This is a genomic window from Streptomyces sp. NPDC058470 (assembly GCF_042721055.1).
GTDB lineage: Bacteria > Actinomycetota > Actinomycetes > Streptomycetales > Streptomycetaceae > Streptomyces.
Genome location: NZ_JBHXMF010000085.1, coordinates 1 through 25,932 on the forward strand (window position 1 = coordinate 1; position 25,932 = coordinate 25,932).

Sequence of the window (25,932 nt, forward strand, 5' to 3'; positions counted from 1 at the left end):
ACCAGGTCTTGAAGGCCGACGTCACGCAGGGATCCGGATTAACCAACAGCGTCCCTTTTGGGTGTCCGGCCCTTTGCGCTGCCCCTGGCTCAGTCGTCGTTGGTGTGCGGCATGCGGGGGCCGCCCAGTTCGACCGCTGTGCAGCGCCAGCGGAGGTCGGGGGCCTGCTCCAGGCGGAAGGCCATGGCGCGGAGCTGTTCGCCGGCGCCGATGCGGGCGAAGGCCTCGATCGCGCCGGGGCGCGGCACGTAGTAGCCGATGTCGCGGACGACCGGGCGGGTGCCGCGGGTGCGCAGGAGGCCGCGTTCGGCGAGCCAGGCCAGTTCGTCGTAGGCGCGGCCCGCGGTGTGGCGCAGCATGCAGTGGACGGGGCGCTGGCCGCTCAGGACGGCGAGCAGGAGGTCGGCGAAGAGGTCGGTGGGGCGGGGGCGGGAAGTGGGCCTGTGGGGGGTCTGAGCGAGGGCCGGGCGGTGGATGGCCGCAGGGGGCGCGGTGCGGGTCGTGGCTCCGGCCTGCGTCGTGGGCGGGCGACCGGCGGGCGGTGTGGTTCGGCTTCCGGGCGGTGTGGTTCGCGATGCGGGAGATGTGGTGTGCGAGGCGGGAGGTGTGGCTCGGGAGGCGGGAGGTGTGGCTCGGGATGCGCCTCCGCCGGGCGGCGGCGGGCTGCCTTCCGGGGGCGTACGAGGCGTGGTGCCGCCGCCCGGTGCGCGCGGTGAGGTGGTAGCCGGGCGGCGGGAGTCCTGGCGGCCGGGTGGGCGGCTGCCCGGGTGGCGCGTCGTCCTGGTCATCACCTTGTTCATCCGTGGTCCCCGCTCGCTGGGCCCGGCTTGATACCGGGCGGTAACTTTTGCGTTGGGGATCTTGTACGAGGCGGGTGCGGGGCTCCGCAAGGACGTGGCGCCTGTGTCGGGGCGGCAGAAAAGTTCACTCATCAGAGTGGCCGGGAAGTGCGGGAGCCTTGGCGGGGCCGGGGTGTACCGGGTGAATCGCGAGTCGGAGGTGGACGCTCCGGAGGGTGCGACCGGGGACTCGAAAGGGGACGCCCGCACGTATCCTGAAGGCCCTCCCGGGAGGCGCCGGAACGCCCTTCCCGGAGCTCTCCGACTACGAAAGCGGCCAGCCATGCGCGTCTACGTCCCCCTGACCCTCTCCGGTCTCGCCGAGGCGTACAAGACGGGGGAGCTGGGGGCGGGACCGTTCGTCGCCTACGCCGTCACGCCCGCCTTGCGGGAGTGGTATCTCTCCGACGACATCGAGGAGCTCGAGTACGCGGCGCTGAACCGTGCCGCGCTGGCGTCGCTGCGGCTGCTCGCGGTCGATCCGGGGGCCGTGCGGCGCCGGGTGGTTGTCGCGGTCGACGTGGCCGACCGGGACGCGGTCGCCGACCCCGACCGGGGGCTGGAACCCGCGGCGCTCGGTGAGGTGCGCGTTTCCGGGGCAGTGCCCCTGGCCAAGGCGGCTGCCGTGCATGTCGACCTGGCGGACGCGGAGGCGGACATCGCCGCCGCGGTGGAGGCGCTGGGGGCGGCCGATCACGGGGACGACGACGCTCAGTTCATCGTGGACGGGGCCGAGGACCACGAGCTGCTGTGGTTCGCCACGCAGGAGATCCCCAACCTGGTGGGCTTGGGGGACTGAGGCTTCGCTGCTCCTGGCGCGGCCGCCGCGGACGGGCTGTCTGGAGCGATGTCAGTGGGGGCGGGTACTTTCTTGTCATGGGGAAGTACGGAGCAGCGCACATTGTGTGGGACTGGAACGGGACTCTGTTCCACGACAATGCCGCGATCATCGGGGCGACGAACGCGGCGTTCGCCGAGCTGGGCCTTGAGCCGATCACGCTGGAGCGGTACAGGGCGTTGTACTGCGTTCCGGTGCCGAAGTTCTATGAGCGGCTCATGGGGCGACTGCCGACCGCCGCCGAGTGGCAGATCATGGACGAGACCTTCCATCGGTACTACACGGAGCAGCGGGTGGTGTGCGAGCTCACCGCGGGTGTGCCGACGCTCCTGGCGGAGTGGGGGTCGGCGGGGCACAGCCAGTCGATCCTCAGTATGTACGGGCACGAGGAACTGGTCCCGTTGGTGAGGGAGTTCGGGATCGAGCCGCACTTCGTCCGGGTCGACGGGCGGACCGGGCCCTCCGGCGGCAGCAAGGCCGAGCACATGGTGCGGCACCTGAGCGCGCTCGCCGGTGTGGAGCCGGCCCGCGTGGTGGTGATCGGTGACGCCGCCGACGACGCGATAGCCGCCCGCCATGTGGGGGCGCAGGCGGTCCTCTACACCGGCGGTTCGCACGGCCGCGCCAGCCTGGAGGAGGTGGGCGTGCCCGTGGTGGACAGCCTGGAGGAAGCGGTCGTGGAGGCGCAGCGGCTGGCGGCCTGACCCGGGTGGGGCGGCGGTCCCACAGTCTCACTGGTGACCGGCGGGGCTTGGCGCCGGGGTGAGCCTGGCGTGTTCGGTGGGATGGGCTGTGCGGGGGCACGGACTTGAGGAGAAGGCGTTAACGCTCCGCTTCCGGGTGCGTACGCTGTGCGGGGGACCAGGGCCCCGGTGTGAACGGTGGCGCGTGCTGTGGGGGGCGCGATGGGATTCGGGTTCGGCTTCGGGCAGCGGCGGGGTGGTCACCTTCCCGTCGAGCTCACCAGTTTCGTCGGGCGGGCGGAGGAACTCGCTCTGGCGCGGGGCGCGTTGGAGCGGGCGCGGCTCGTCACACTGGTGGGGCCCGGCGGGGTCGGCAAGAGTCGTACGGCGTTGCGGGTGGCGGCCGGGGTCGGGGAGCGGTTCCCGGACGGGGTGTGGCTGGCCGAGCTGTCGGAGCTGCGTGACCCGGAGCTCCTACCGGCGACACTCGCCGCGGTCCTCGAACTGCCGGAGCAGTCCGGCATGAAGCCGCTCGACGCGGTGGTCGCCCATCTCCAAGGGCGTCGCCTGCTGATCGTCCTCGACACCTGCGAGCACCTGGTCGACGGCTGCGCGATGCTCTCCGACATCCTGCTGCGGGAGGCCGAGGGCGTCAGCATCCTCGCGACCAGCAGACAGCCCCTGGACGTGCCGGGCGAGCACTGTCTGCAGATCGCGCCGCTGGCCCGTGACGACGCGCTGGAACTGTTCGTGCAGCGGGCGCGGGCGGTGGTGCCGGGGTTCGCCGTGGCGGACGGTGACCAGGGGCAGTTGCGGGCGCTCGTCGACCGGCTCGACGGGATTCCGCTGGCGCTGGAGCTGGCCGCGGTGCGGTTGCGCGCGGTGCCCCTGGCGGAGTTGGTGGCCCGGCTCGACCGCCGGTTCGAGGTGCTCACCGGCGGGCGGCGCACCGCGCTGACACGGCACCAGACCCTGCGTACGGCCATCGGCTGGTCGCATGAGCTGTGCACCCCCGAGGAGCGGTCGTTGTGGGCGCGGCTGTCCGTCTTCGCGGGTTCCTTCGAGCTGGCGGCGGCGGAGCGGGTGTGTGCGGGCGGCGAGTTACAGGCGGGCGGGGTCCTTGAGCCGCTGATCGGGCTCTTCGACAAGTCGGTGGTGCAGCGCGTCGGGCAGGACGGCGGGCGTTATCGGCTCCTGGACACCATCCGGGAGTACGGCGCCGACCGGCTGGAGGAGTCGGGTGGCGGGGCGGCCGTGCGGGAGCGGCACTTCGCCTACCTGCGGGATCTGGGAGTCCGCTTTGAGGAAGGCTTCTTCACGCCACGCCAGACGGAGTTGCACCACGAGGCGCGTGCCGGGATCGCCGATCTGCGGGCCGCGCTGGAGTACGCGTACGAGAGCGGGGTGCCCGGCAGGGCGGAGGAGGGGCTGCGGCTCGCGGCCAGGCTGTGGCCGCACTGGCGGGCCCGCGGGGCCTTGTCCGAAGGGAGGTACTGGATCGAGAAGGGGCTGGAGCGGGTTCCGGGGGACTGTCCGGCGCGGGCCTGGGGGCTGCTGGTGACCGGCATGTTCGGGGTGTGGAACGCCGATCTGGCGCTCGCGCTGGAGCGGACGCGGCAGGCCGAGGAGGTCGCCGCGCGCGTCGGCAGGGAGACGGAGACGGTGGGGCCGATCGCGCGCGGGTACATCGGCGGGCTGCGGGCCTTGTGCGGGGAGGTGAGTTTCGAGGAGGGGCTGGCCATGGTGGAGGTGGAGCGGCAGCTACTTCTCGCGTGCGACGACCTGTTGGGCATCGCGCTGCACCACTACGAGGGAGCGCTCGTGCGGGCCGTACTCGGCGATGTGCCCGGCGCGCTGGAGCTGTGCGAGGTGGGGCTCGCCCGGCTGGAGGAGACCGGCGAGCGGCAGATGCACGCCTCCACGCTCGGGGCGTACGGGCTGATTTCGTGGCTCGCCGGGGACCGGACGGAGAGTCCCGCCCGACTGCGGCAGGCCCTCGAAGAAGTGGCCGGGATCGGTGAGGTGCTGGTGGCGGGGCTGTGCTGCCTCGGTCTCTCCTGGTCGGCGGCGTACGAGAAGCGGTATGTCCGGGCTGCCTGGTTGCTCGGGTACGCGGAGAACGCGCAGCGGTTGCACAGTGCGCCGATCGGGCTGTTGCCCTCGGTGCTGCGGGAGCAGGAGTCGGTGCGCAAGGAGATCAGGGTCGCGCTGGGGGGTCCGCAGTTCGAGCGGTGGCGGGTGGTGGGGGCGCGGTTGAGCGGGCCGGAGGTGTTGGAGGCGGTGCGGGGGGATGTGGATACGCCGGGGGCGGTGCCGGGGCCTCGGGGCGGGGTTCGGCGGGGTGGGGCGGATGCGTTGACCCGGCGCGAGCGGGAGGTCGCTGCGCTGGTGGCGCAGGGGCTCTCCAATCGGGAGATCGCTGAGCGGCTTGTCATCTCCAAGCGGACCGCTGATGCGCATGTCGAGCACATTCTGGCGAAGTTGGGGGTGGGGTCTCGGGGGGAGATTCCTGCGGGGCCGGACGCCTAGCGGTGGGCTGGGGGGTGTGCTGAGCCCCGGTGCTTGGGCGCCGGGGGGAGGGGGCTTACCGGCGTTGACCAGGTACCCGGCGTGGAGGCTGGAGTCGAGGCGGGTCGCGCGGCCCGGCGCTGTGCGGGGTGCCGCTGTGCCCACCCGTGCCGCCCCTAGCGGCACGCATGCCCACAGCTAAGACAATTGCAGTGGCACGCATGCCCACAGCTGGGACGGTTGCAGCGGCACGCATGCCCCCAGCTAAGGCGGTTGCAGTGGCACGCATGCCCGTAGCTGGGACGGTAGCGGTAGGTACACCTAGCTGTTGGCCTGATCCCTCTATACGTATACGGATCTTCGTGGGTACCGATGGTGGGGGCACGCAGGGTGCGGGAGGCTCGGGTCGTGCTGTCCGGGGTGAGGAATCCGTAGGGAGCGGTTGGGTGTCGGCAGTGTTGGTTCCCGTCCCCACGGGCCTTGGCTGTCATGGCAGGCGCCCGGCCGTTTCGCCCCGGGCGGTGTCACGGCGGCTGCCCTCGTCGGCGGGGCAGCCGCCGCCCGCTGTCACGGGAACCGGGCTAAGGCCAACGTGCCCGCCCCGCAGGGAAGTCGCCCGCACTGCACGCCCGCGTCCCATTCGTCCCTGTGCAGAGTGTCAAAGTTCGACCCCTGCTTTTGTACACATACGGCTCATGACGACTCCCCGGTGGGGAGCGATAGCCTGGGGGCGTGATCAGCGCGATATCTCGCGGGGGCCTTGACGCCCCTGCTCCGCGCCCGGACAGCACGGACGACATCCGTGACCGGGCGGCGGTCGTTGATCTTCGCAGGCGGGTCGGGGAGTCAAGGGCAGCGCGGACACCCGGAGCGACATTCAGAGCGCCGAGGGCACCCGGGGCAGCACCTGGGACACCCGAGGCACCGGCGGTGCCGAGAGCAGCGTCACAGTCGCCGCGGGTGCCGAGAATGGCCGATAACCCCCCGCTCATCTCTCCGTGCGGCATAGCGTCGGACCAGACCGGACACCCCGCGTCACGGCGCTACGTCGGAGAAGAGACCGTACTTCCTTCTACGTCACGCAATGGCGCGCGACAGGAGCCAGAGGACAATGCAGACCAAGCTGGACGAAGCCAAGGCCGAGCTGCTCGAACGGGCCGCCCGGGTAGCTGAGAACAGCCCGGTCGGGGCGCACCTACCGACTGGGACGACGGACGAGGGCACCCCCGACCGGGAGACAGTGCTCGCGTTCCTCCAGCGCTACTACCTGCACACCGCAGCGGAGGACCTGACCGACCGTGACCCGGTCGATGTCTTCGGAGCCGCCTTCTCGCACTACCGACTGGCCGAGAACCGCCCCCAGGGCACGGCCAGCGTCCGGGTCCACACCCCGACCGTCGAGGAGAACGGCTGGACCTCCAGCCACTCCGTCGTCGAGGTCGTGACCGATGACATGCCCTTCCTCGTCGACTCGGTCACCAACGAGCTCTCGCGCCAGGGGCGCGGCATCCACCTCGTCATCCACCCGCAGGTCGTCGTACGGCGTGACCTCACCGGCAGGCTCATCGAGGTCCTGACGACCCGGCCCACCGGCGACCTTCCGCACGACGCCGCCGTCGAGTCCTGGATCCATGTCGAGGTCGACCGCGAGACCGACCGCGCGGATCTGAAGCAGATCACCGCCGATCTGCTGCGCGTGCTCTCCGATGTCCGCGAGACCGTCGAGGACTGGGAGAAGATGCGCGACGCCGCGCTGCGCATCGCGGAGGAGCTGCCCAAGGAGCCGACCGCGGACGACCTGCGTGACCAGGAGGTCGAGGAGGCCCGGGGGCTGCTGCGCTGGCTCGCGGACGACCACTTCACCTTCCTGGGATACCGGGAGTACGAGCTGCGGGACGACGACTCGCTCGCCGCCGTGGCCGGTACCGGTCTCGGCATCCTGCGCTCCGACCCGCACCACACCGGCGAGGACAGCCACCCGGTCAGCCCGTCCTTCGAGCGGCTGCCCGCGGACGCCCGCGCCAAGGCCCGCGAGCACAAGCTGCTGGTGCTGACCAAGGCCAACAGCCGGTCCACCGTGCACCGGCCGTCGTACCTCGACTACGTCGGTGTGAAGAAGTTCGACGCCGACGGCAATGTGATCGGCGAGCGGCGCTTCCTCGGGCTGTTCTCCTCGGCTGCCTACACCGAGTCCGTACGGCGGGTTCCCGTGGTGCGCCGCAAGGTCGAGGAAGTTCTGCGCGGCGCCGGGTTCTCGCCCAACAGCCATGACGGGCGCGACCTGCTCCAGATCCTGGAGACGTACCCGCGCGACGAGCTGTTCCAGACCCCGGTGGACGAACTGCGGTCCATCGTCACCTCCGTCCTGTACCTCCAGGAGCGGCGCCGGCTGCGGCTGTACCTGCGCCAGGACGAGTACGGGCGCTACTACTCCGCGCTCGTCTACCTCCCGCGCGACCGCTACACCACCGGCGTACGCCTGCGGATCATCGACATCCTCAAGGAAGAACTGAACGGCACCAGCGTCGACTTCACGGCCTGGAACACCGAGTCGATCCTGTCCCGGCTGCACTTCGTGGTCCGGGTCGAGCCGGGCACCGAGCTGCCGCAGCTGTCCGACACCGACAAGGAGCGCATCGAGGCGCGGCTCGTCGAGGCCGCCCGCTCGTGGGCCGACGGCTTCGGGGAGGCGCTGACCGCCGAGCTGGGCGAGGAGCGCGCCGCCGAGCTGGTGCGCCGGTACGGGGGTGCCTTCCCCGAGGGATACAAGGCCGACCACAACCCGCGCGCCGCCGTCGCCGACCTGGTCCACCTCGAACGGCTGACCAAGGATGACAACAAGGACTTCGCGCTCAGTCTGTACGAGCCGGTCGGCGCGGGACCCGGCGAGCGCCGCTTCAAGATCTACCGCACCGGCGAGCAGGTCTCGCTCTCCGCGGTGCTGCCCGCGATCAACCGGATGGGCGTCGAGGTCACCGACGAACGTCCGTACGAGCTGCGCTGCTCGGACCGTACGACCGCCTGGATCTACGACTTCGGGCTGCGCCTGCCCAAGTCCCTGAACGGCAACGGGGATTCCCTCGGCGACGACGGCCGCGAGCGCTTCCAGCAGGCCTTCGCCGCCACCTGGACCGGCGCGGCCGAGAACGACGGCTTCAACGCGCTGGTGCTGAGCGCCGGGCTCAACTGGCGCCAGGCGATGGTGCTGCGCGCGTACGCCAAGTACCTGCGCCAGGCGGGCTCGACCTTCAGCCAGGACTACATGGAGGACACCCTCCGCAACAACGTCCACACCACCCGGCTGCTCGTCTCGCTCTTCGAGGCGCGGATGTCGCCGGACCGCCAGCGCGCCGGTGTCGAGCTGACCGACGCGCTGATGGAGGAGCTGGACGCCGCGCTCGACCAGGTGGCCAGCCTGGACGAGGACCGGATCCTGCGTTCCTTCCTCACCGTCATCAAGGCGACCCTGCGCACGAACTTCTTCCAGGAGGCGCTGGGCGCGAAGCCCCATGAGTACGTCTCCATGAAGTTCGACCCGCAGGCCATCCCGGACCTTCCGGCGCCACGTCCGGCGTACGAGATCTGGGTGTACTCGCCGCGTGTCGAGGGCGTGCACCTGCGGTTCGGCAAGGTGGCGCGTGGTGGTCTGCGCTGGTCCGACCGGAAGGAGGACTTCCGGACAGAGATCCTCGGTCTGGTGAAGGCGCAGATGGTGAAGAACACCGTCATCGTGCCCGTCGGCGCCAAGGGTGGATTCGTCGCCAAGCAGCTGCCCGACCCGTCCGTGGACCGCGACGCGTGGCTCGCCGAGGGGATCGCGAGCTACAAGACCTTCATCTCCGCGCTGCTCGACATCACCGACAACCTGGTGGCAGGTGAGGTCGTCCCGCCCGCGGACGTCGTACGGCACGACGGGGACGACACCTACCTCGTCGTCGCAGCCGACAAGGGCACCGCGACCTTCTCGGACATCGCCAACGGGGTCGCGGAGAGCTACAACTTCTGGCTCGGCGACGCCTTCGCGTCCGGCGGCTCGGCCGGTTACGACCACAAGAAGATGGGCATCACCGCGCGCGGTGCCTGGGAGTCCGTGAAGCGGCACTTCCGGGAGCTGGGCGTGAACACCCAGACGCAGGACTTCACGGTGGTCGGTGTCGGGGACATGTCAGGAGATGTTTTTGGCAATGGAATGCTGCTCAGCGAGCACATCCGGCTGGTGGCGGCCTTCGACCACCGGCACATCTTCATCGACCCGACGCCGGACGCCGAGACGTCGTACGCCGAGCGCCGCCGGCTCTTCGAGCTGCCGCGCTCCTCGTGGGCCGACTACAACAGCGAGCTGATCTCGTCCGGCGGCGGCATCTTCCCGCGTACCGCCAAGGCCATCCCGGTCAACGCGCACATCCGCGAGGCCCTCGGCATCGAGTCCGGCGTCGCCAAGATGACGCCGGCCGACCTGATGAAGGCGATCCTCAAGTCGCAGGTCGACCTGCTGTGGAACGGCGGCATCGGTACGTATGTAAAGGCGTCCACCGAGACGCACGCGGACGTCGGCGACAAGGCCAACGACGCCATCCGGGTCGACGGCGCCGACCTGCGGGTCAAGGTCGTCGGCGAGGGCGGCAACCTGGGGCTCACCCAGCTCGGCCGGATCGAGTTCGCGCAGCACGGCGGCAAGATCAACACCGATGCCATCGACAACAGCGCGGGCGTGGACACCTCCGACCACGAGGTGAACATCAAGATCCTTCTCAACGCGGTGGTGACGAACGGCGATCTGACCGTCAAGCAGCGCAACAAGCTGCTCGCCCAGATGACCGACGAGGTCGGCGACCTGGTCCTGCGCAACAACTACGCGCAGAACGTGGCGATCGCCAACGCGCTGGCCCAGTCGCCGGACATGCTCCACGCCCAGCAGCGCTTCCTGCGCCACCTGGTCAGGGAGGGCCACCTCGACCGGGCCCTGGAGTTCCTGCCCACCGACCGGCAGATCCGCGAGCGGCTGGCCGCAGGACAGGGGCTGACCGGTCCGGAGACGGCCGTCCTCCTCGCGTACACGAAGATCACGGTCTCCGACGCGCTGCTCGCCACCTCGCTGCCCGACGACCCCTACCTCCAGCGCCTGTTGCACGCGTACTTCCCGACCGCGTTGCGCGAGAAGTTCCGCGAGCAGATCGACGGGCACGCGCTGCGTCGCGAGATCGTGACGACCGTCCTGGTCAACGACACGGTCAACACAGGCGGTACGAGCTTCCTGCACCGCCTGCGCGAGGAGACCGGCGCCTCCCTGGAGGAGATCGTCCGGGCGCAGACCGCGGCCCGCGCGATCTTCGAGTCGAGCCAGGTGTGGGACGCGGTGGAGGCGCTCGACAATGTCGTCGCCGCCGACGTCCAGACCCGGATCCGGCTCCACTCCCGCCGTCTCGTCGAGCGCGGTACGCGCTGGCTGCTCAACAACAGGCCGCAGCCGCTCCAGCTCGCCGAGACGATCAGCTTCTTCAGCGACGGGGTCGAGCAGGTCTGGTCCCAGCTGCCCAAGCTGCTGCGTGGCGCGGACTCGGAGTGGTACCAGCGGATCCATGACGAGCTGACGGGCGCCGGCGTCCCGGACGAACTCGCCACCCGCGTGGCCGGGTTCTCCTCCGCCTTCCCGACGCTGGACATCGTCGCGGTGGCCGAACGCACCGGCAAGGACCCGATGGCCGTCGCCGAGGTCTACTACGACCTCGGTGACCGGCTCGGCATCACCCAGCTCATGGACCGGATCATCGAGCTCCCGCGCGCCGACCGCTGGCAGTCCATGGCCCGCGCCTCCATCCGCGAGGACCTGTACGCGGCCCACGCGGCGCTCGTCGCCGACGTTCTCTCCGCCGGCAACGGCACCTCCACTCCCGAGCAGCGCTTCAAGGCCTGGGAGGAGAAGAACGCGGCGATCCTCGGCCGCGCCCGCACGACCCTGGAGGAGATCCGCAGCTCGGACGCGTTCGACCTGGCGAATCTGTCGGTGGCCATGCGGACGATGCGGACGCTGCTGCGGACGCATTCGTAGCCGACGTACGCCTTCTGCTTTCAGGCGGTACGCCGAAGGGGGCGCCCCCAGCCGTGATGGCTGGGGCGCCCCCTTCTTCCTGCCGGGTTCTACTTCCCCGTGAACTTCTCGTACTCCTTGAGCACATCCTCCGTCGGCCCGTCCAGGCGCAGCTCGCCGCGCTCCAGCCACAGCACCCGGTCACACGTATCCCGGATCGACTTGTTGTTGTGGCTCACGAGAAAGACGGTGCCCGCAGTCTTCCGCAGCTCCCGGATGCGTGCCTCAGAGCGCTTCTGGAAGGAGCGATCCCCCGTCGCGAGGGCCTCGTCGATCATCAGGACGTCGTGGTCCTTGGCGGCGGCGATGGAGAACCGCAGGCGGGCCGACATGCCGGAGGAGTACGTCCGCATGGGCAGCGTGATGAAGTCGCCCTTCTCGTTGATACCGGAGAAGTCGACGATCTCCTGGTAGCGCTCGCGCACCTGCTCCTTGGACATGCCCATCGCGAGGCCGCCGAGGTAGACGTTGCGCTCGCCGGTCAGGTCGCCCATCAGGGCCGCGTTGACGCCGAGAAGCGAGGGCTGGCCGTCGGTGTAGATCCTGCCGTTCTCCACGGGGAGGAGACCCGCGCACGCCTTGAGCAGCGTGGACTTGCCCGAGCCGTTGGTGCCGATGAGGCCGATGGCCTCGCCGCGGTACGCCGTGAAGGAGACGTTCCTCACGGCGTGCACCTTGCGGACACCGGAGGCTTTCTCGGCTTTGCCGCGGTGCAGGATGCGGTTGAGCGCGGCGGTGGCGGAACCGCGGCCGCCGCCGGTGCCGTTGACGCGGTAGACGATGTCGACCTGGTCGACGATGACCGTGGGGATCAGCTCGTCGGGTGTGTCCACGAGGGCGCTCTTGGGCGTGCTCTCGGGGTTGCTCTTCGTGATGATGTCAGCCACGGCCGTACGTCTCCTCAGCCTTCCAGAAGTACAGGAACCCGCCCACGCCGGCGAGCAGGGCCCAGCCCGTCGCGACCGCCCACACGTGCGGCGGCAACTGGCTGGCGTGGAAGCTGTCGATCAGCGAGAACCGCATCAGGTCGATGTACACGGCGGCGGGGTTGGACTGCAGCGCCACCAGGACCCAGCCGGGCAGGTCCTGATTCTTCAGCATGTGCTCGATGCTCCACATGACGCCCGAGGTGTACATCCAGGTGCGCAGCAGGAACGGCATGAGCTGGGAGATGTCGGGGAACTTCGCGCCCATCCGGGCCATGATCATCGCCACGCCCGCGTTGAAGACGAACTGGAGCGTGAGCGCGGGGATGACGAGCAGCCAGGACATGCTGACTGGCACCCCGAAGGCGAGCAGGATCATGACCAGCGCGCACATCGAGAACAGCAACTGCTGGAGCTGCTGGAGGCAGTACGACACCGGCAGCGCGGCCCGCGGGAAGTGCAGGGCGCGTACGAGCCCGAGGCTGCCGGAGATGGCCCGCGTCCCCGCCATGATCGAACTCTGTGTGAAGGTCCACACGAAGACGCCGGTGACCAGGAACGGGATGTAGTCGGGGATCCCCTTGCTGGTGCCCATCAGGATGCCGAAGATGAAGTAGTAGACCGCCGCGTTCAGCAGCGGGGTCGCCACCTGCCAGATCTGGCCGAGCTTCGCCTGGCTGTACTGGGCGGTGAGCCTGGCGGTGGCGAAGGCGGTGATGAAGTGGCGCCGCGCCCAGAGCTGGCGGATGTACTCGGGCAGGGAGGGGCGTGCGCCGCTGACAGTGAGGCCGTACCGGGCGGCGAGCGCCTCGGCGCTCTCCGCGGCGGGTCGGCCGGCTGCCTTGTCGGCGGGGGAGGCCGACACGGGGGGCGGTGTGTCGAGGACCTGGCTCACATCCGCTGCTTTCGCTCGGGGGTGGGGGGCGAAGCGGTCCGGTTCGTCCTTGACCTGGCTCTTACGTCGTCTTTGCCGTCTTCTTACGTCGGAACGGGACCGTATCGTCGCATCGCGAGCCTAGGCCTATTCCACGTCGGAACGCAACCGTTTCGTCGTCACGCCCTATGCTGGAACGCATGACGACGAACGCCGATGCCACCGGGGCCGTGACCGGCGCCGCGACCCGGGCCGGGACCGGGACCGGGGCGGGGAGTGGGCCTGTTTCCGGGAAGGCACCGCGCCGCCGGGCTCCCGCGGGTGCGGCCGTCCTCCGGGAGGATGTGACCGAAGCCATCCGCGCCGCCGTCTTCGAGGAGCTCGCAGCCGTCGGCTACGCCCGGATGTCCATCGAGGGCATCGCCCGTCGCGCGGGTGTCGGCAAGACGGCGGTGTACCGGCGCTGGCGCTCGAAACTCCACCTCGTCCTCGACCTGGTCTCGGCCATCGCGGTCCAGGGCCTGCCCGCGCCGGACACCGGCTCCCTGGAGGGCGACCTGCGGCTGCTGTACGAGGTCACGTCACGTGCCTTGCGCCACCCGGTGGCCGGCCAGATCATCCCCGACCTCCAGGCCGAGGCGGCCCGCAACCCCGAGATCGCCGACGCCATGCAGAAGGCCCTGCGTGAAGGCCAGCAGGGCGTCACGAACGGGATCGTCGCGGCGGCGGCCGCGCGGGGAGAGGTCCGCGAGGGAATCAGCCTCGACCTCGCGCTCGACCTGATGTCCGGGCCGCTGTACTGGCGGGCGGTGGTGGTGCGCAGCCCCAAGCTGCCCAAGGGTTATCTGGCGAGCCTGGCCCGGGCCACGGCGGCGGCGCTCAAGGCGTTGTGAGGGCCGGGGCCGGGGCCGGAGTTGGCGCCGGTGCCGGAGTCTGTCGGAGTCGGAGTCGGAGTCGGCGCCGGAGTTGCCGCCGGTGCGCGGCTTTGTGTTGGCGCCGGGCCTAGCGTTGGGGCCGGGCTCGGTGTGGGAGTTGTGCCTTGGCCTGGTGCTGGGCTTTGTGTTGGGGCCGGGCTCGGTGTTGGAGTCCTGCCTTGGCCTGGTGCCGGGCCTGGCGTTGGCGCCGTGCTTGCGTTGGAGTCCTCCCCTGCCGTCCCTCTACGCCTTCACGGCCAGGAACCCGAACAGGTCCGGGATCCCGCCGGGACCGGCCTCCACGGTGCGTACCAGTCGTAGGCCGGCCGCTGTGGTGGCATTGAGCAGGTCCGCGAGCGGGAGGTGCCAGGCGCCGACCCGGGCGCGGACCCCCGCCGGGTTCCACGCGTCGTAGGTGCGGGAGCGGTCTTCGTACCGTTCGTCGACGATGACCCTCGGTCGTTCGCTCCAGTCGGCGAACGCGCCGATGTAGCAGGGGTGCACGCCCAGGTGCACGAACCGGCCGCCGGGTCGCAGGACGCGCGCGACCTCGCGCAGAACAGCCGCGTAGTCGGGTACGTCCGTGTGCGCCAGGACGCAGGCGGCGGCGGGCAAGGAGGCGTCCGCGAACGGAAGCGCCGTCGCGTCCGCCCTGACCACGGGCAACCGCCTCACCGCGTGCCGGAGTTGACCGCCCGACAGATCCACACCCACGGGCGTCCACCCCAGCCCGGCCAGCGCGGGCGCGTGGGCGCCCGTTCCGCAGCAGACGTCCAGGCAGGTCCCCTCGCCGGGGCCCAGCAGATCCTCAAGTGCGGCGTGCACCCGCCGAATGTACTCACCGGGCCCGGCGGCCGACATGAACTCGTTGTACCAGTCGGCGTGTTCGTCGTACGTCGCCCTCGCGGTCCCACCTGCCGTGTCTGCGGTCTCGGCTCCCATGCCGCCGATGCTAGGGACGCCGGACGGGGGCGCGGGGAGCTGTTCGCTCAGGGCTTCAGCTCGCCAACCTGCTTGCCAGGGCGGTGAGTTCCGCCGTGCGGAGTATCCGTCCGCCGGAGCCCGGCAGAGGTACGTGCAGGGGCTCGGTCCATCGGGCCGGAATGGCATCCACCCCGTGTACGGCTCCTGCCAGGGCGCCCGTCACCGCCGCGACGGTGTCCGTGTCACCGCCGAGGTCGATCGCGGCGCGCACGGCATCCTCGTACGACCCTGTCGTCCGCAGGGCCCACACGGCGGAGCCGAGGCAGGGCCACACCGCACCGTTGAACTCGGTTGCCTGGTCGGGATGCCAGTCGGGGGCGAGGACGGTGGCATAGCGGGGCCGGTGGTCCGGGTGGGTGGCGGTGAGGGTTTCCGGGATCGCGGTGAGGGGGTCGTGGCCCTCCAGTGCGACCCGGATCAACTCGTGAAGGATCGCGGTGCCTTCCCAGGCCGCCCGGTCGCCGTGGGTGAGGGCGGCGATGGGGCGGGCGGCGGCCATGGTGGCGCTACGGCCGTGTGGGGCGAAGTACACGGCTGAGGTGGCCGCCCGCATCAAGGAGCCGTTTCCCGCCGCTCGTTGGTTCTCCTGGAAGTGGATCGCGGCGGCCAGGTCCCAGGGGTCCCCACTCGTGAGGACCGCCTCCGTCTGCAGGCCGATGTCCTTGGGGTCGGCTGCCGCCCATCGCCGGAACCTGCTGAAGACGTCCGGGAGTTCGAGGCCGGCGTGGTCGATGAGCGACTCGCCGACCAGGACCGCCATCTGCGTGTCGTCGGTGGCCTCGCCCGGGTCCCAGCCACCGCCTCCGCACATCTCCCCGCCGTGACCGGGGGTGGGGAAGCGTTCCGTGAACGCGCCTTCGGGACCGAACTCGAAGGGGGCGCCGAGGGCGTCGCCCACTGCGGAACCGAGGATCGCGCCGATGGCGCGGGCGGTGGTCACTGAGGGAGCGTACGGGGGTGTTCGTCCGGCTGGGGGGCGTCCGGGGCGCAGCCTCTGAGGGTGTAGGCGATGACGTTTTCCAGGTCCGAGTCCGTCGACTCGGTGGAGAGGGTGCCGCTCACGGCGAGGCTGGCGAAGCCGTGGAGGGTGGTGAAGAGGGGGACGGCGACGGTGTCGACGGGGCCGGTGCGGACCTCGCCGCGGCGCTGCCCCTCCTCGATGAGCCGAATGGCCAGGACGGACATGTTCTGCGAGGCCTCGACGAGGGTCTCGGAGGCCTCCGGGTCGTGCTTGATCGAGAACATCAGGTCGAGGAGTTCCGCGTTGGCGGCGGCGAAGCCGACGTAGGCGCGGGCCAGGGCACCGAGGCGGTCGGCGAAGGTCTCGTCCGCCGTCGCCTGTGACGCGGCCAGCGCCTCGCCCATGCGCGCGAAACCGACCTGGGCCAGTGCGTCAAGGAGCGCCTGCTTGTCCTTGAAGTGACGGCTCGGTGCGGCGTGGCTGACGCCCAGGTCGCGGGCCAGTTCGCGCAGGGACAGGGCGCCCGGGCCCTTCTCTCTGAGCGTCTCCTCGGCGCGGGTCAGCAGCGCGGCGCGCAGGTCTCCGTGGTGGTAGCGGCGTGTCTGGCGAGTCTGCATGACCCTCAGTGTAAGGGCCATGTGACTGCTGGCTACATTGTTGTCGACGTCAACTTTGTTGGCATCGACACCATTGTTGGCATCGACACCATTGTTGGCATTGACAGCATTGTTGGCGACGCCTACATTCATCGGCATGGCTACCAAGCAGAAGTGGAACGCAAGCGATCTCGCCGACCAGACCGGCCGTACCGCCGTCGTGACCGGCGCCAACAGCGGGCTGGGTATCGCCACCGTCGACGCCCTGGCCCGGGCGGGCGCACACGTCGTGCTCGCCGTACGGGACCCGAAGCGCGGCGAGGCAGCCGCCCGCACCGTCCAGGGCGCCAGGGGCACCGTCGAGGTGCGCCGCCTCGACCTCGCGGACCTCGCCTCCGTGCGGGCGTTCGCCGAGTCGTGGCACGGAGACCTGGACCTGCTGATCAACAACGCGGGCGTGATGAACATCCCCGAGGCCAGCACCAAGGACGGCTTCGAGATGCAGTTCGGGACGAACCACCTGGGGCACTTCGCCCTGACGAACCTGCTGCTGCCGTATGTCACCGACCGCGTGGTCACCGTGGCGTCAGGGGCCCACAAGATCCCCAGCAGCAACCACATGCGCTTCGACAACCTGAATCTGACCGGCGAGTACTCACCCATGGCCGCCTACAGCCAGTCCAAGCTCGCCAACCTGCTGTTCACCCTGGAGCTCCAGAGCCGGCTGGCCGCCGAGGGATCGTCCGTACGGGCCCTCGCCGCACACCCCGGCTGGGCCGCCACCAGCCTCCAGAGTCACGACGCGAGCGTCGCGCGGCGCGCCTTCATGGCGGTGGGCAACCGGTTCATCGCCCAGGACAACGCGGCCGGCGCCCTGCCCACGCTGTACGCCGCCACCCAGGATCTGCCCGGCGCCAGCTACGTCGGACCGGACGGGTTCGCCGAGATGCGGGGCGGCCCGACCCTCGTCGGCCGGTCGGCCGCGGCCAGCGACCCCGAGTCCGCCGTCCGCCTGTGGACGGCCTCCGAGGAACTGACCGGCGTCACCTTCCCCCAGCTCACCCGGGCAGTGAACGTCTAGGGCCTGTCCGACGAATGTCTTTTGGTGGCTGATCCGAAGCGAGGTCGAGTCGGCGGGCGAGCCCGGCGACGGTCGGGTTCTCGAACAGCACGCGCACCGGAAGCTCGACGTCCAGCACGGCCCGTATCCTGCCGGTCAGCCGCAGGGAGAGCAGCGAATGCCCGCCCAGCGCGAAGAAGTCGTCGTCGGCACCGACGGAGGATACGTCGAGTATCTCGGCGAACAGCTTGGACAGGACCGCCTCCGAGCCTGCCGAGGCCACCCGGCCGGTACGTGGGACGGGCAAGGACGGGAGGGCGGGCGCCGTGGCCTGTGGCAGGGCGTGATCTCGTATCGGCGAATCCGGTGTGGACTCCAGCTCCGAAACCACTTGGTGCAGGGCTTCGACCAGCGCGGTGCACACCCAGTCGGCGCCGATCGACGGCAGCGCCTGGGCGACGAGCAGGAAGCCGTCCGCGGAGTCGTCGACCGACAGGAAAACCGGGTAGTTCGTCCGCTCCTCGCCCGCCAGGAGCGTGATGCCCGGCACTATCTCCGTCACCCCCGATTCCAGCACGACGGACGTGGCGTGCCGGTAGTTGAGGACCGTCGTGAACAGCGGCAGCCGGGCGTCCACCGCACCGCACCGCTGCGCCCGTGCCAGTGAGGCGTGTTCGTGGCGCATGAGCTCGACCAGGAGCCGGTGCGTGCTGCGCACGCACCCAGCGACGTCTTGCGCGCCCGCCGCCACACGGACTGGCAGCGTGTTGACGAAGGCGCCGATCCCTCGCTGCGCGTCCGCGCCGCCTCGCCCGAACAGCACCGTGCCGAACACCGCGTCGTCCTGGCCGGTGGTGCGTGCCAGCGCCCGCCCCCAGGCGACGTGGAACAGCGTCGTCGGCGAAACCCCCGCTCCTCGCGCCGTCCGCCGTACGCGCGCGGCCAGTTCCGTGTCGAGCCATGTCCGTGCCTCGTCGACGCCGAGGCCGTTCCCCTGCACGTCGAGAACGCCGAACGGCGCCGTTGGCTCGGTCACCCCGTCCAGCATCCGCCGGAAGAAGCGGTCGTGCTCGGCCTCCTCCACGTCGAGGACCGACCGGGCGACCACCGTGCGGTACGGCACGGGGTCCGGCAGCCGCCCACCGGTGCCCGCCATGTGCGCGCCGGTCTCGGCGAGCAGTAACTGCAGCGACGTGTTGTCGTCCACCAGGTGGTGCAGCAGCAGCGAGACGAGCCAGCGCCCGTGTTCCGCGTCGAACATGGTGGAGATCCGCAGCAGCGGTGCCGCTTCGAGATCCATCCGGTACCGGCGCGCGTCGACCGCACTCACCAGGTCCGCGGCCGAGCCCGGCCCGAGCCACCGGACCGGCAGCTCCGCGCGTCGCCGCACGTGGGTCGGCCTCGGCACTGACGTCGACCCGGCGCAGTGTCCAGTCGTCGCGGTCCCCCACGACCTGCCACAGGTTCGCGCCGGCACTACCGAACCGCAGATGGAACGCGTCGACCTCGCGCAGCGCCCTCCGCAGTGTGTCCTCGAGCGCGGTGGGATCCAACGGGCCCCGGAACTCGAAGTACTCGCCGATGTTGTAGCGAGGGTCGTCGGGGGCGAGCTGTTGGGCGTGCCAGATTCCCAGCTGCCCGGCCATCAAATCCGACCGGGTCTCCCCGCGCTCCGTCATGAGCATGTCCCTCAAGGTGCGGTGGTACAAAAAGTGAGTCCGAGTACGCGTGCTCCGATTTCCCGCTGACCAACTCATCTCATGGGCGGGCCTGGTCGCTGTCGCGGCTGGAGTGCTACCGGGCTCCGGCAGGGTCAACTGCCGTGCGACGGGGCCGAAGTACCCCTGGACTACTGGTTGCGCGCCGCCCCCGGATGCAGCCGCACCCACCCCGCCCACGCCGACGTGATCATGTCCTGGACGCCGTACTTCGCCTTCCAGCCCAGTTCCACGGCGATGCGGTCGGCCGAGGCCACCACGCGGGCCGGGTCGCCGGGACGGCGGGGAGTGGTCACCGCAGGGCGGTCGTAGCCGGTGACCGTGTTGACGAGGTCGATCATCTCGCGGACCGAAACGCCTTCCCCGCGGCCGATGTTGAGGGTCAGGTCCTTGCCCGGTGACGCCACCAGGGCGCGGGCCGTGGCCACATGAGCCTCGGCGAGGTCCACCACGTGGATGTAGTCGCGGACACAGGTGCCGTCGGGGGTGGGGTAGTCGTCGCCGAAGATGCGCGGCGGCGCGTCCTCGGTGAGCTTCTCGAAGATCATGGGGACGAGGTTGAAGACGCCGACGTCCGCGAGTTCGGGCGTCGCCGCGCCTGCCACGTTGAAGTAACGGAGGGACGCGGTGGACAGGCCGGTGGCGCGGCCCGTCGCGCGGACCAACCACTCGCCCGCCAGTTTCGTCTCGCCGTACGGGCTCATCGGCGCGCACGGCGTCTCCTCCGTCACCAGGTCCACATCCGGCATGCCGTACACCGCCGCCGAGGAGGAGAAGACGAAGGAGGTGACGGACGCGGCGGTCACCGCCTCCAGCAGCACCCGCAGGCCCTCGACGTTCTCCCGGTAGTAGTGCAGGGGGAGGTTCACCGACTCGCCGACCTGCTTCTTCGCCGCCAGGTGCACGACACCGGTGACGGAGTGCTCCCTGAGCGTGCGGGCCAGCAGTCCGGCGTCCAGCGTCGAGCCGACCACCAGCGGGACACCGGAGGGCACCCGCTCCTCGATACCCGTGGACAGGTCGTCGTAGACCACGGCCTGTTCGCCCGCGTCGAGCATCGCGCGGACGACGTGCGCCCCGATGTAACCGGCGCCGCCGGTGATCAGCCAGATCATGTGCGGCCGTCCCCTCGTGAAGTGAGCTCGGTGGGCCCGGTGAGCTCGGTGGGCTGTGAACCCGTGGTCCTGCCCGTGTCCTGCGGTCGCGTATCAGTGAATCAGGCGCCTTCAGTGCCTGGCCCGGGAGGCGGCGGGAACGGGGAGCGGCATCCGGTGGGAAACGTCCGAGGCGGTCCCCTGGGGCACGACCGAGCCCGACCGCCACAGCCGCATGAAGGACAGTGCCGCGGCGGCCGCCAGCAGACCGTTGCGTACGAGCATCAGCAGGCAGCCCGTCAAGGTGCTGTGGATGACCTCCCCGTACATGGTGGGGTACACGACGGAGCTGACCGCCGTCGCCGCCACGATCAGTGCGGCCACCGGGCGCTGGGTGGTGTGCCGTGAGGTCAGGCACACGGCGGACAGGCCGAGCAGCCACACCATGTACTGGGGGCTGATCACGCGGCTCGTCACGGTGAAGAGCAGTACGGCGGCGAGGGCGGCGTCGTACGGAGTCGCCGCCGTCCAGTGCCGCGCGCGCACCCGCCACAGGAGCAGCAGTCCGAAGGAGGCGACGGTGAGGGCGAGCGAGGCGGCCGCGACGGCGGAGACGTAGGGCCCCACGAACTCCATCGCGCCGTACTGGTAGCGCGCGGTGCCCGGCCACCCGGCGTGGCGCGCGAAGCCGAGGACCGTGCCGCCGAGTGACTCGATCTGCACGCCCCGGCCGCCCTGCTGACGCAGGAAGTCGAAGGGGTTGCTGAACGCGGCGACCAGCAGCAGGAGCATGGCGGCCGCCGTGACCACCGCCGACGTCCAGGCCTGCCGTGTCGTACGGCCCTTCGGCGTGCCGATGAGCACCAGCGCGGGCCAGACCTTCACCAGCGCGCCCAGCGCGGCGAACGCACCGCACGCGCGCGTGGAGCGCGACAACGTCAACAGGGAGATGACGGCGAACGCCGTGACCTGGACGTCGTAGCGAACGAGTGGGAGGTGCAGGAGGAGGGGGAGCGCCGCAATCCACAGGGCCGCGCCGGCCAGCGTGCGGCCGGGGCGGGTCCCCGCGCACGTAAGGGCGACCATGATCACGGCGTCCGTGGCGAGGGTGAGCGCCACGAAGGCCGTGAAGTACGTCAGGGTCGGCAGCAGTGCCGGCGCGAGCAGTACGGGACCGGCGCCCGGCGGGTACTGCCACAGCCGGTCGTCCGCCGGAAAGCTGCCGTGGGACAGCACGCCGTACCAGCGGAAGTAGAGGCTGCTGACCTCGCGTGAGACCCCGCCCCGGCCGAGCAGGCGGAGGTGGTCGTGGGCGAGCAGCCACAGCATCAGCGCCCGGGTGGCGAGCCACCCGGCGGCGAGGAGGAGCGGGCGGCGGTGTTTCGGCGAGGTGCTCATCAAGGTGCTCATCAAGGCCGGATGGTAAGCCGCATGGATGGGTCAAAAGGGCTGATACGCCGTCAATACCTCTCAAAGGTTGTTTAATCGCACAAGATCTTGCTCATGGTGAGCTCGTGGGTGAGGCGGTCGGGGATCGGACGTACCGAGGTCGTGGCCGTGCTGGTGCCCGTGGCCGTCATGTTCGCGATCGGGCTCTGGGGCCTGGACCGCGGCGGTATGTGGCGCGACGAGGCCGTCACCTTCCAGGTCGCGCGGCGCTCGGTCCCGCAGATCTGGCAGCTGCTGCACAGCGTGGACGCGGTGCACGGCCTCTACTACCTCCTCATGCACGTCGTCCTCGCCCTGCACCCCGGCGAGGTCGCCCTGCGGCTCCCCTCGGTCTGCGGGGCCGCCACGACCGCGGGCCTCGTCGCCGCCCTCGGCGTCCGGCTGGGCTGCCCGCGGGTCGGCCTGTGGGCGGGTCTGCTGTACGCCGTCACGCCCATGGCCGGGCACTTCGCGCAGGAGGGACGGTCCTACGCGCTGGTCGCGGCCGGTGTCGCGGGCGCGACGCTGCTGCTGGTGAGGGCGGTGCGGACGGGAGCCTGGTGGGCGTACGGTGGGACGGTCGCCGTCACCTGCCTGCTGCACGAGTTCGCGGTGCTGGTGCTGCTCGCGCACGCGGTGACGCTGGCGCTCACGCGGGTGCCGCGGCGGGTGTGGCGGGGGTGGGCGCGGGCGGCAGGCGTCGCGGTGCTGGTGCTGCTGCCGCTCGCCGTCGTCTCCAAGGGGCAGTCCGCGCAGGTCGCGTGGCTGTCGGCGCCCGGGCTCGACAGCGTGGACCATCTGCTGCGGGCGTTCGCGGGACCGGAGCTGATGGTCCACGTGCCGTACCTTGCCCTTATCGCGCTGGCCCTGAGTTTCCCGCCCGCGCGGCAGGGAGCGTGGCAGAGCGAGCGGCGCGGGGCGCGGCAGGGCGAGCGGCGCGGCAAGCTCACGCTCCGGGCGGTCGCCCTGCCCCTGATGGTCGTCCCGCCCGCGGTACTGATGACCGTGTCCCGCTTCTCGCCGCTGTACGACGAGCGCTATGTGCTGTACGCCCTCGCCGGGGCCCCGCTGCTGGCCGCGGCCGGAGCCGAACGCCTGGTGCAGCTGGCGCCGAGACCGGCCGTCAGCACCCTCACCGGCGTCCTCGCCGTCGCCCTCGTCTTCGTCTGGCAGCTCCCCGTCCTCCGCCAGGACCGCACTCCCGGCCGCCGCCCCGACAACCTCGCCGTCGTCTCCGCCCTCGCCGGGCGGGAACTGCGGCCCGGGGACCCCGTGCTGTTCCTGCCGTCGATCGTGCGGCGTTCGGCGCTGGCGTATCCGAAGGGCTTCCGCGGGGTGCGGGACATCGCGCTCAGGAAGCCCGGGCCGGTGTCCGGGACCTTGTACGGGCAGGAGACGGACCCGGGAGAGCTGCGGCGACGGCTCGACCGCCTCGACCGGGTGTGGGTGGTCGCGGAGCCGTTCGCGCTGCGGCCGTCCTGGCATCCGGGCAGCGCCACCGAGCGGGTCAAACTCACCGTGGTCGGGGAGGAGTTCGTGCCGCGCGAGGAGGTCGCGCGCAAGGGCGTGACCCTGCGGCTGTACGTGCGCCGGCCGGCGAATCCGTTCATGGACTGGGCCGCCGACTAAAGCGCGTGGCTACCCGCGGTCTCCTCCAGTGCCGCCGAGTCCAGGGCCGCCGTCAGGTGGTCGAGGCGGGTCCGGAGCTCGTGGATCTCCTCCAGGCTCGCGCCCGTCGCGGCGGCGATCCGGCGCGGCACGACCAGTGCGCGCTCGCGCAGGGCCACGCCCTCTTCGGTGAGGTGGACGTGCACGGAACGCTCGTCGTGGACGCTGCGCTCACGTCGTACCAGACCCGCCGCCTCCAGCCGCTTCAGTAGCGGCGACAGTGTCCCGGAGTCGAGCCGCAGGTGCTCGCCGAGCTTCTTCACGGGCAGTTCGCCGTGTTCCCACAGCACCAGCATCACCAGGTACTGGGGATAGGTGAGCCCGAGGTCCTTGAGGAGCACGCGGTAGACGGCGCCGAAGGCGCGCGACGCGGCGTTCAGGGAGAAGCAGATCTGGTTGTCGAGACGCAGGAAGTCCCCGTCGGCCGGGCCCTGGGGTCTCGGGGACGGCGGACTCGGGGTCGGCGTCGGGGTGGCGGTCATGGGTCCAGGATAGCAAGCTGCCCGTCATTCAGTTGTGCACAATTGAATTGCGTGCTCTAATCAGTGCTGTGAGGCGGCCGGACCGGCCGCCCGGGCAAGACATTGAATCGACCTGAGAGGGATGGTCCTCATGGACGCGCTCTACACCGCCGCTGCCACCGCCACCCACGGCCGCGACGGCCGTGCCGTCAGCTCCGACGGCAAGCTCGACCTCCAGCTCGGCATTCCGGTGGAGATGGGCGGCAACGGCCAGGGCACCAACCCCGAGCAGCTCTTCGCCGCCGGTTACGCCGCCTGTTTCGCCAGCGCCCTCGCCGTCGTCGGCCGCATCGCGAAGGTCGACGTCTCCGAGGCCGCCGTGACCGGTGAGGTCGGCATCGGCAAGCAGGGCGAGGGCTTCGCTCTGAAGGTCACGCTCCGCATCGAGCTGCCCGAGACCCTGGACGAGGCCACCGGCCGCAAGCTGGTCGAGCAGGCCCACCAGGTCTGCCCCTACTCCAACGCGACCCGCGGCAACATCCCGGTCGATCTCGTCATCGAGTAGTCCTCGGCCCGCTCAGCGCCCGACCCGCGCCAGTACCTCGCCCGTCTCGCGGCTCCACGCCACCACCACCGCCTCCTCGGGCACCCGCTGCCGGGGCGTCAGCAGCAGCCACCGCACGTGATAGCGGTGCGCCACGGCGGTGCGTGAGGCGCGGGTCGAGGCCGGGGCGAGGTAGGCGCGGACCGCCGCGAGCCGCCGTTGCCGTTCCGCCTCGTCGAGGGCGGGGTCGCGCAGGGCGGGCGCGGCGAGGTCCACTCCGTGGCCCGGGATCAGCCGGACCGCGTAGTACCCGTCCGCGATGACCGCCTCGCCGGGCCGGATGTACCGCGCCGCCCAGGCGTACGTCGGCCAGCGCGGCGGCTGCGCGAAGCCGACCGGGTCCAGCGAACGCGGTACGACGGCCCCGGCCTGCGCGGTCAGCAGTCCGACGCACGCCCCCGTGGCCGCCACCGCCCCGAGCCCGCGCCGCCAGAGCGGCCAGGGCGGCGGCGCCGCAAGCTCCACCGCGAGTGCGAACTGCGGCGCCACCAGCGTCAGCCCCAGGATCCCGCCGACCGCGTAGTGCCCGCCGACCCAGCCGTACGCCACCGCCGCGCAGTCCAGCGCGAACATCAGCACGAGCGGATCCCGTGCCGACCTCCGTGCCCGCAGCCACAGCGCGGGCACCCCGGTCAGCGCCAGCCAGAAGTGGCCCGGCATCCCCTCGTACAACGCGTCCGAGGCGCTGTCTCCGCTTGCCGCGCGGGCATCGAAGTACGGCCAGCAGTACGCCACCAGCAGCGCCGTCATCCCTGCCAGCGCCCAGCGGCCCACGACGGCGGCCCGCCACCGGCGCTGCCATCCCGCGACGACGGCCACCGCGCCGAGCACCGCCGCGAGGGCCGTGGCCGGGTGCACGAGCAGGATCAGCCCGTACAGGGCGCCGACTCCCGCGTACCCGGAGAAGCTCCGCAGCCCGCTCGGGCCGACGTACCGGACCCGGCCACCGCCCCCGCTGCCCCCACGCGCGCGCGTAGCCGTCAACGCCCAGGCCCAGAAGGTCAGTCCGATGGCGAACGTCGACGGATCGCCGAGGTTCCCCGTCATCGGCAGCAGCCCGAGAAAGCCGCTCCACCACGCGCTCTCGGTACCCCACAGGAGCGTCGTCGCGATGAGCGCCAGCACGGGCGCCCAGGGCCGGCGCGGGGCCAGGACGCGCACGAAGCGCGCGATGCCGGTCAGCAGGACCAGCAGGTTCAGCGGTCCGGCCAGCCGTACGACCTCCCAGCCGCCCAGACCCGTCAGCCGGGCGAAGACTCCCTGCGCGAGGGCGTACGGCGAGTAGTACGGGCTGCCCGCGCCTGGCAGGTCCGCCGTCGGGTGGCGGGGGTGCAGGAGACTCGCCCTGAGCCGTTCGACGACCGCCGCGTGCTGGCCGGCGTCGCAGCACAGCGGGACGCGCCAGTACGCGAGCGACATCACCAGCCAGAACAGACCGCCGAAGACCTGGTACGGGGTCGGGCGCCAGGAGGCACCCCCACGCAGGGCGGTGGCGCCCCGTACGGCCCGCCGCAGGAGGACGTCGGCGCTCACCGGGCGGCGGGGCGGGGCTGGGCGACGGCTTGGGGCATTCGTCATACATCCCCGCAGTCGTCAAGTACCTAGCCGGACATCACCTCATCGAGTGATGTCGGCTGCCCCGGTCGGTGTGCACACGGCCGGGGCGTCCGGCCGGTCTCCAGGTGACG

Annotated in this window: 19 protein-coding genes and 1 pseudogene; 8 read left to right on the forward strand and 12 right to left on the reverse strand. The window is 70.9% G+C overall.

Annotation, left to right across the window (positions count from 1 at the left end):
* Positions 1-89: 89 nt before the first annotated feature.
* Entirely contained in the window at positions 90-1,124 is a 1,035-nt protein-coding gene (locus ACFWP7_RS38940; RefSeq protein ID WP_384392100.1) for an Rv3235 family protein, read from the reverse strand.
* On the opposite strand from ACFWP7_RS38940, the gene ACFWP7_RS38945 reads away from it, so the two are divergent.
* From ACFWP7_RS38945 to ACFWP7_RS38960, 4 genes are all read left to right on the forward strand, one after another.
* On the forward strand, positions 1,123-1,638 hold the full coding sequence (locus ACFWP7_RS38945; RefSeq protein ID WP_384392103.1) for a DUF6912 family protein: 516 nt from the start codon (positions 1,123-1,125) through the stop codon (positions 1,636-1,638). The genes ACFWP7_RS38940 and ACFWP7_RS38945 overlap by 2 nt on opposite strands.
* Before the next feature lie 77 nt (positions 1,639-1,715).
* Positions 1,716-2,381: an HAD family hydrolase gene (locus ACFWP7_RS38950; protein WP_384392106.1), complete on the forward strand. Its 666-nt coding sequence runs from the start codon at positions 1,716-1,718 to the stop codon at positions 2,379-2,381.
* Positions 2,382-2,582: 201 nt separating this feature from the next.
* On the forward strand, positions 2,583-4,889 hold the full coding sequence (locus tag ACFWP7_RS38955) for a LuxR C-terminal-related transcriptional regulator (protein ID WP_384392108.1): 2,307 nt from the start codon (positions 2,583-2,585) through the stop codon (positions 4,887-4,889).
* A 1,090-nt stretch (positions 4,890-5,979) separates the two neighbouring features.
* Positions 5,980-10,917 (forward strand): NAD-glutamate dehydrogenase, encoded by a 4,938-nt coding sequence (locus ACFWP7_RS38960; RefSeq protein ID WP_384392111.1) that lies wholly within the window; start codon positions 5,980-5,982, stop codon positions 10,915-10,917.
* Positions 10,918-11,006: 89 nt separating this feature from the next.
* On the opposite strand, the gene ACFWP7_RS38965 is transcribed toward ACFWP7_RS38960, so the two are convergent.
* Together ACFWP7_RS38965 and ACFWP7_RS38970 are read right to left on the reverse strand one after the other, a co-directional pair.
* The gene (locus ACFWP7_RS38965; protein WP_384392113.1) at positions 11,007-11,843 is read right to left on the reverse strand and encodes an ABC transporter ATP-binding protein; all 837 of its coding nucleotides are present in this window, start codon (positions 11,841-11,843) and stop codon (positions 11,007-11,009) included.
* Positions 11,836-12,777: an ABC transporter permease gene (locus ACFWP7_RS38970; protein ID WP_384392116.1), complete on the reverse strand. Its 942-nt coding sequence runs from the start codon at positions 12,775-12,777 to the stop codon at positions 11,836-11,838. Before ACFWP7_RS38970 ends, ACFWP7_RS38965 begins: the two co-directional genes overlap by 8 nt.
* Positions 12,778-12,944: 167 nt before the next feature.
* Between ACFWP7_RS38970 and ACFWP7_RS38975 the strand changes: the two genes are divergently transcribed.
* Complete coding sequence (locus ACFWP7_RS38975) at positions 12,945-13,649, forward strand: TetR/AcrR family transcriptional regulator (protein ID WP_384392118.1); 705 nt, start codon at positions 12,945-12,947, stop codon at positions 13,647-13,649.
* 264 nt (positions 13,650-13,913) lie between these two features.
* Here the strand turns inward: ACFWP7_RS38975 and ACFWP7_RS38980 are convergent, their stop codons facing one another.
* Genes ACFWP7_RS38980 through ACFWP7_RS38990 form a run of 3 tightly spaced genes read right to left on the reverse strand, consistent with a single transcriptional unit; the run spans position 13,914 to position 16,232 of the window.
* On the reverse strand, positions 13,914-14,612 hold the full coding sequence (locus ACFWP7_RS38980) for a class I SAM-dependent methyltransferase (protein ID WP_384392121.1): 699 nt from the start codon (positions 14,610-14,612) through the stop codon (positions 13,914-13,916).
* A 55-nt stretch (positions 14,613-14,667) separates the two neighbouring features.
* Positions 14,668-15,594, reverse strand: coding sequence for an ADP-ribosylglycohydrolase family protein (locus ACFWP7_RS38985; RefSeq protein WP_384392123.1), 927 nt, complete (start codon positions 15,592-15,594; stop codon positions 14,668-14,670).
* Entirely contained in the window at positions 15,591-16,232 is a 642-nt protein-coding gene (locus tag ACFWP7_RS38990; RefSeq protein WP_384392126.1) for a TetR/AcrR family transcriptional regulator, read from the reverse strand. The genes ACFWP7_RS38985 and ACFWP7_RS38990 overlap by 4 nt, the downstream gene beginning before the upstream one ends.
* A 136-nt stretch (positions 16,233-16,368) precedes the next feature.
* Here ACFWP7_RS38990 and ACFWP7_RS38995 point away from each other — a divergent pair, with 136 nt between their 5' ends.
* Entirely contained in the window at positions 16,369-17,292 is a 924-nt protein-coding gene (locus ACFWP7_RS38995) for an oxidoreductase (protein ID WP_384392129.1), read from the forward strand.
* Here ACFWP7_RS38995 and ACFWP7_RS39000 read toward each other — a convergent pair.
* The 4 genes and pseudogenes from ACFWP7_RS39000 to ACFWP7_RS39015 all read right to left on the reverse strand — a co-directional run bounded on the left by ACFWP7_RS39000 (position 17,270) and on the right by ACFWP7_RS39015 (position 21,481).
* Entirely contained in the window at positions 17,270-18,661 is a 1,392-nt protein-coding gene (locus ACFWP7_RS39000) for a condensation domain-containing protein (protein WP_384392132.1), read from the reverse strand. The two genes, ACFWP7_RS38995 and ACFWP7_RS39000, sit on opposite strands and share 23 nt — an antisense overlap.
* Before the next feature lie 16 nt (positions 18,662-18,677).
* Positions 18,678-19,028, reverse strand: a pseudogene (locus ACFWP7_RS39005) (condensation domain-containing protein); the annotation flags it as partial.
* A gap of 92 nt (positions 19,029-19,120) precedes the next feature.
* A complete protein-coding gene (gene galE / locus ACFWP7_RS39010; RefSeq protein WP_384392134.1) occupies positions 19,121-20,104 on the reverse strand; it encodes a UDP-glucose 4-epimerase GalE in 984 nt (327 codons plus the stop codon).
* A 111-nt stretch (positions 20,105-20,215) separates the two neighbouring features.
* Positions 20,216-21,481: a glycosyltransferase 87 family protein gene (locus ACFWP7_RS39015; protein ID WP_384392137.1), complete on the reverse strand. Its 1,266-nt coding sequence runs from the start codon at positions 21,479-21,481 to the stop codon at positions 20,216-20,218.
* A 105-nt stretch (positions 21,482-21,586) separates the two neighbouring features.
* Between ACFWP7_RS39015 and ACFWP7_RS39020 the strand changes: the two genes are divergently transcribed.
* A complete protein-coding gene (locus ACFWP7_RS39020) occupies positions 21,587-23,140 on the forward strand; it encodes a hypothetical protein (protein ID WP_384392140.1) in 1,554 nt (517 codons plus the stop codon).
* On the opposite strand, the gene ACFWP7_RS39025 is transcribed toward ACFWP7_RS39020, so the two are convergent.
* A complete protein-coding gene (locus ACFWP7_RS39025) occupies positions 23,137-23,661 on the reverse strand; it encodes a MarR family winged helix-turn-helix transcriptional regulator (RefSeq protein WP_384392142.1) in 525 nt (174 codons plus the stop codon). The genes ACFWP7_RS39020 and ACFWP7_RS39025 overlap by 4 nt on opposite strands.
* A gap of 130 nt (positions 23,662-23,791) precedes the next feature.
* Here ACFWP7_RS39025 and ACFWP7_RS39030 point away from each other — a divergent pair, with 130 nt between their 5' ends.
* Positions 23,792-24,205 carry an organic hydroperoxide resistance protein gene (locus tag ACFWP7_RS39030; protein WP_384392145.1) on the forward strand — a complete coding sequence of 138 codons (414 nt, stop codon included), beginning with the start codon at positions 23,792-23,794 and terminating at the stop codon, positions 24,203-24,205.
* Between the two features lie 12 nt (positions 24,206-24,217).
* On the opposite strand, the gene ACFWP7_RS39035 is transcribed toward ACFWP7_RS39030, so the two are convergent.
* Positions 24,218-25,777: a hypothetical protein gene (locus ACFWP7_RS39035; RefSeq protein WP_384392147.1), complete on the reverse strand. Its 1,560-nt coding sequence runs from the start codon at positions 25,775-25,777 to the stop codon at positions 24,218-24,220.
* Between the last annotated feature and the right edge of the window lie 155 nt (positions 25,778-25,932).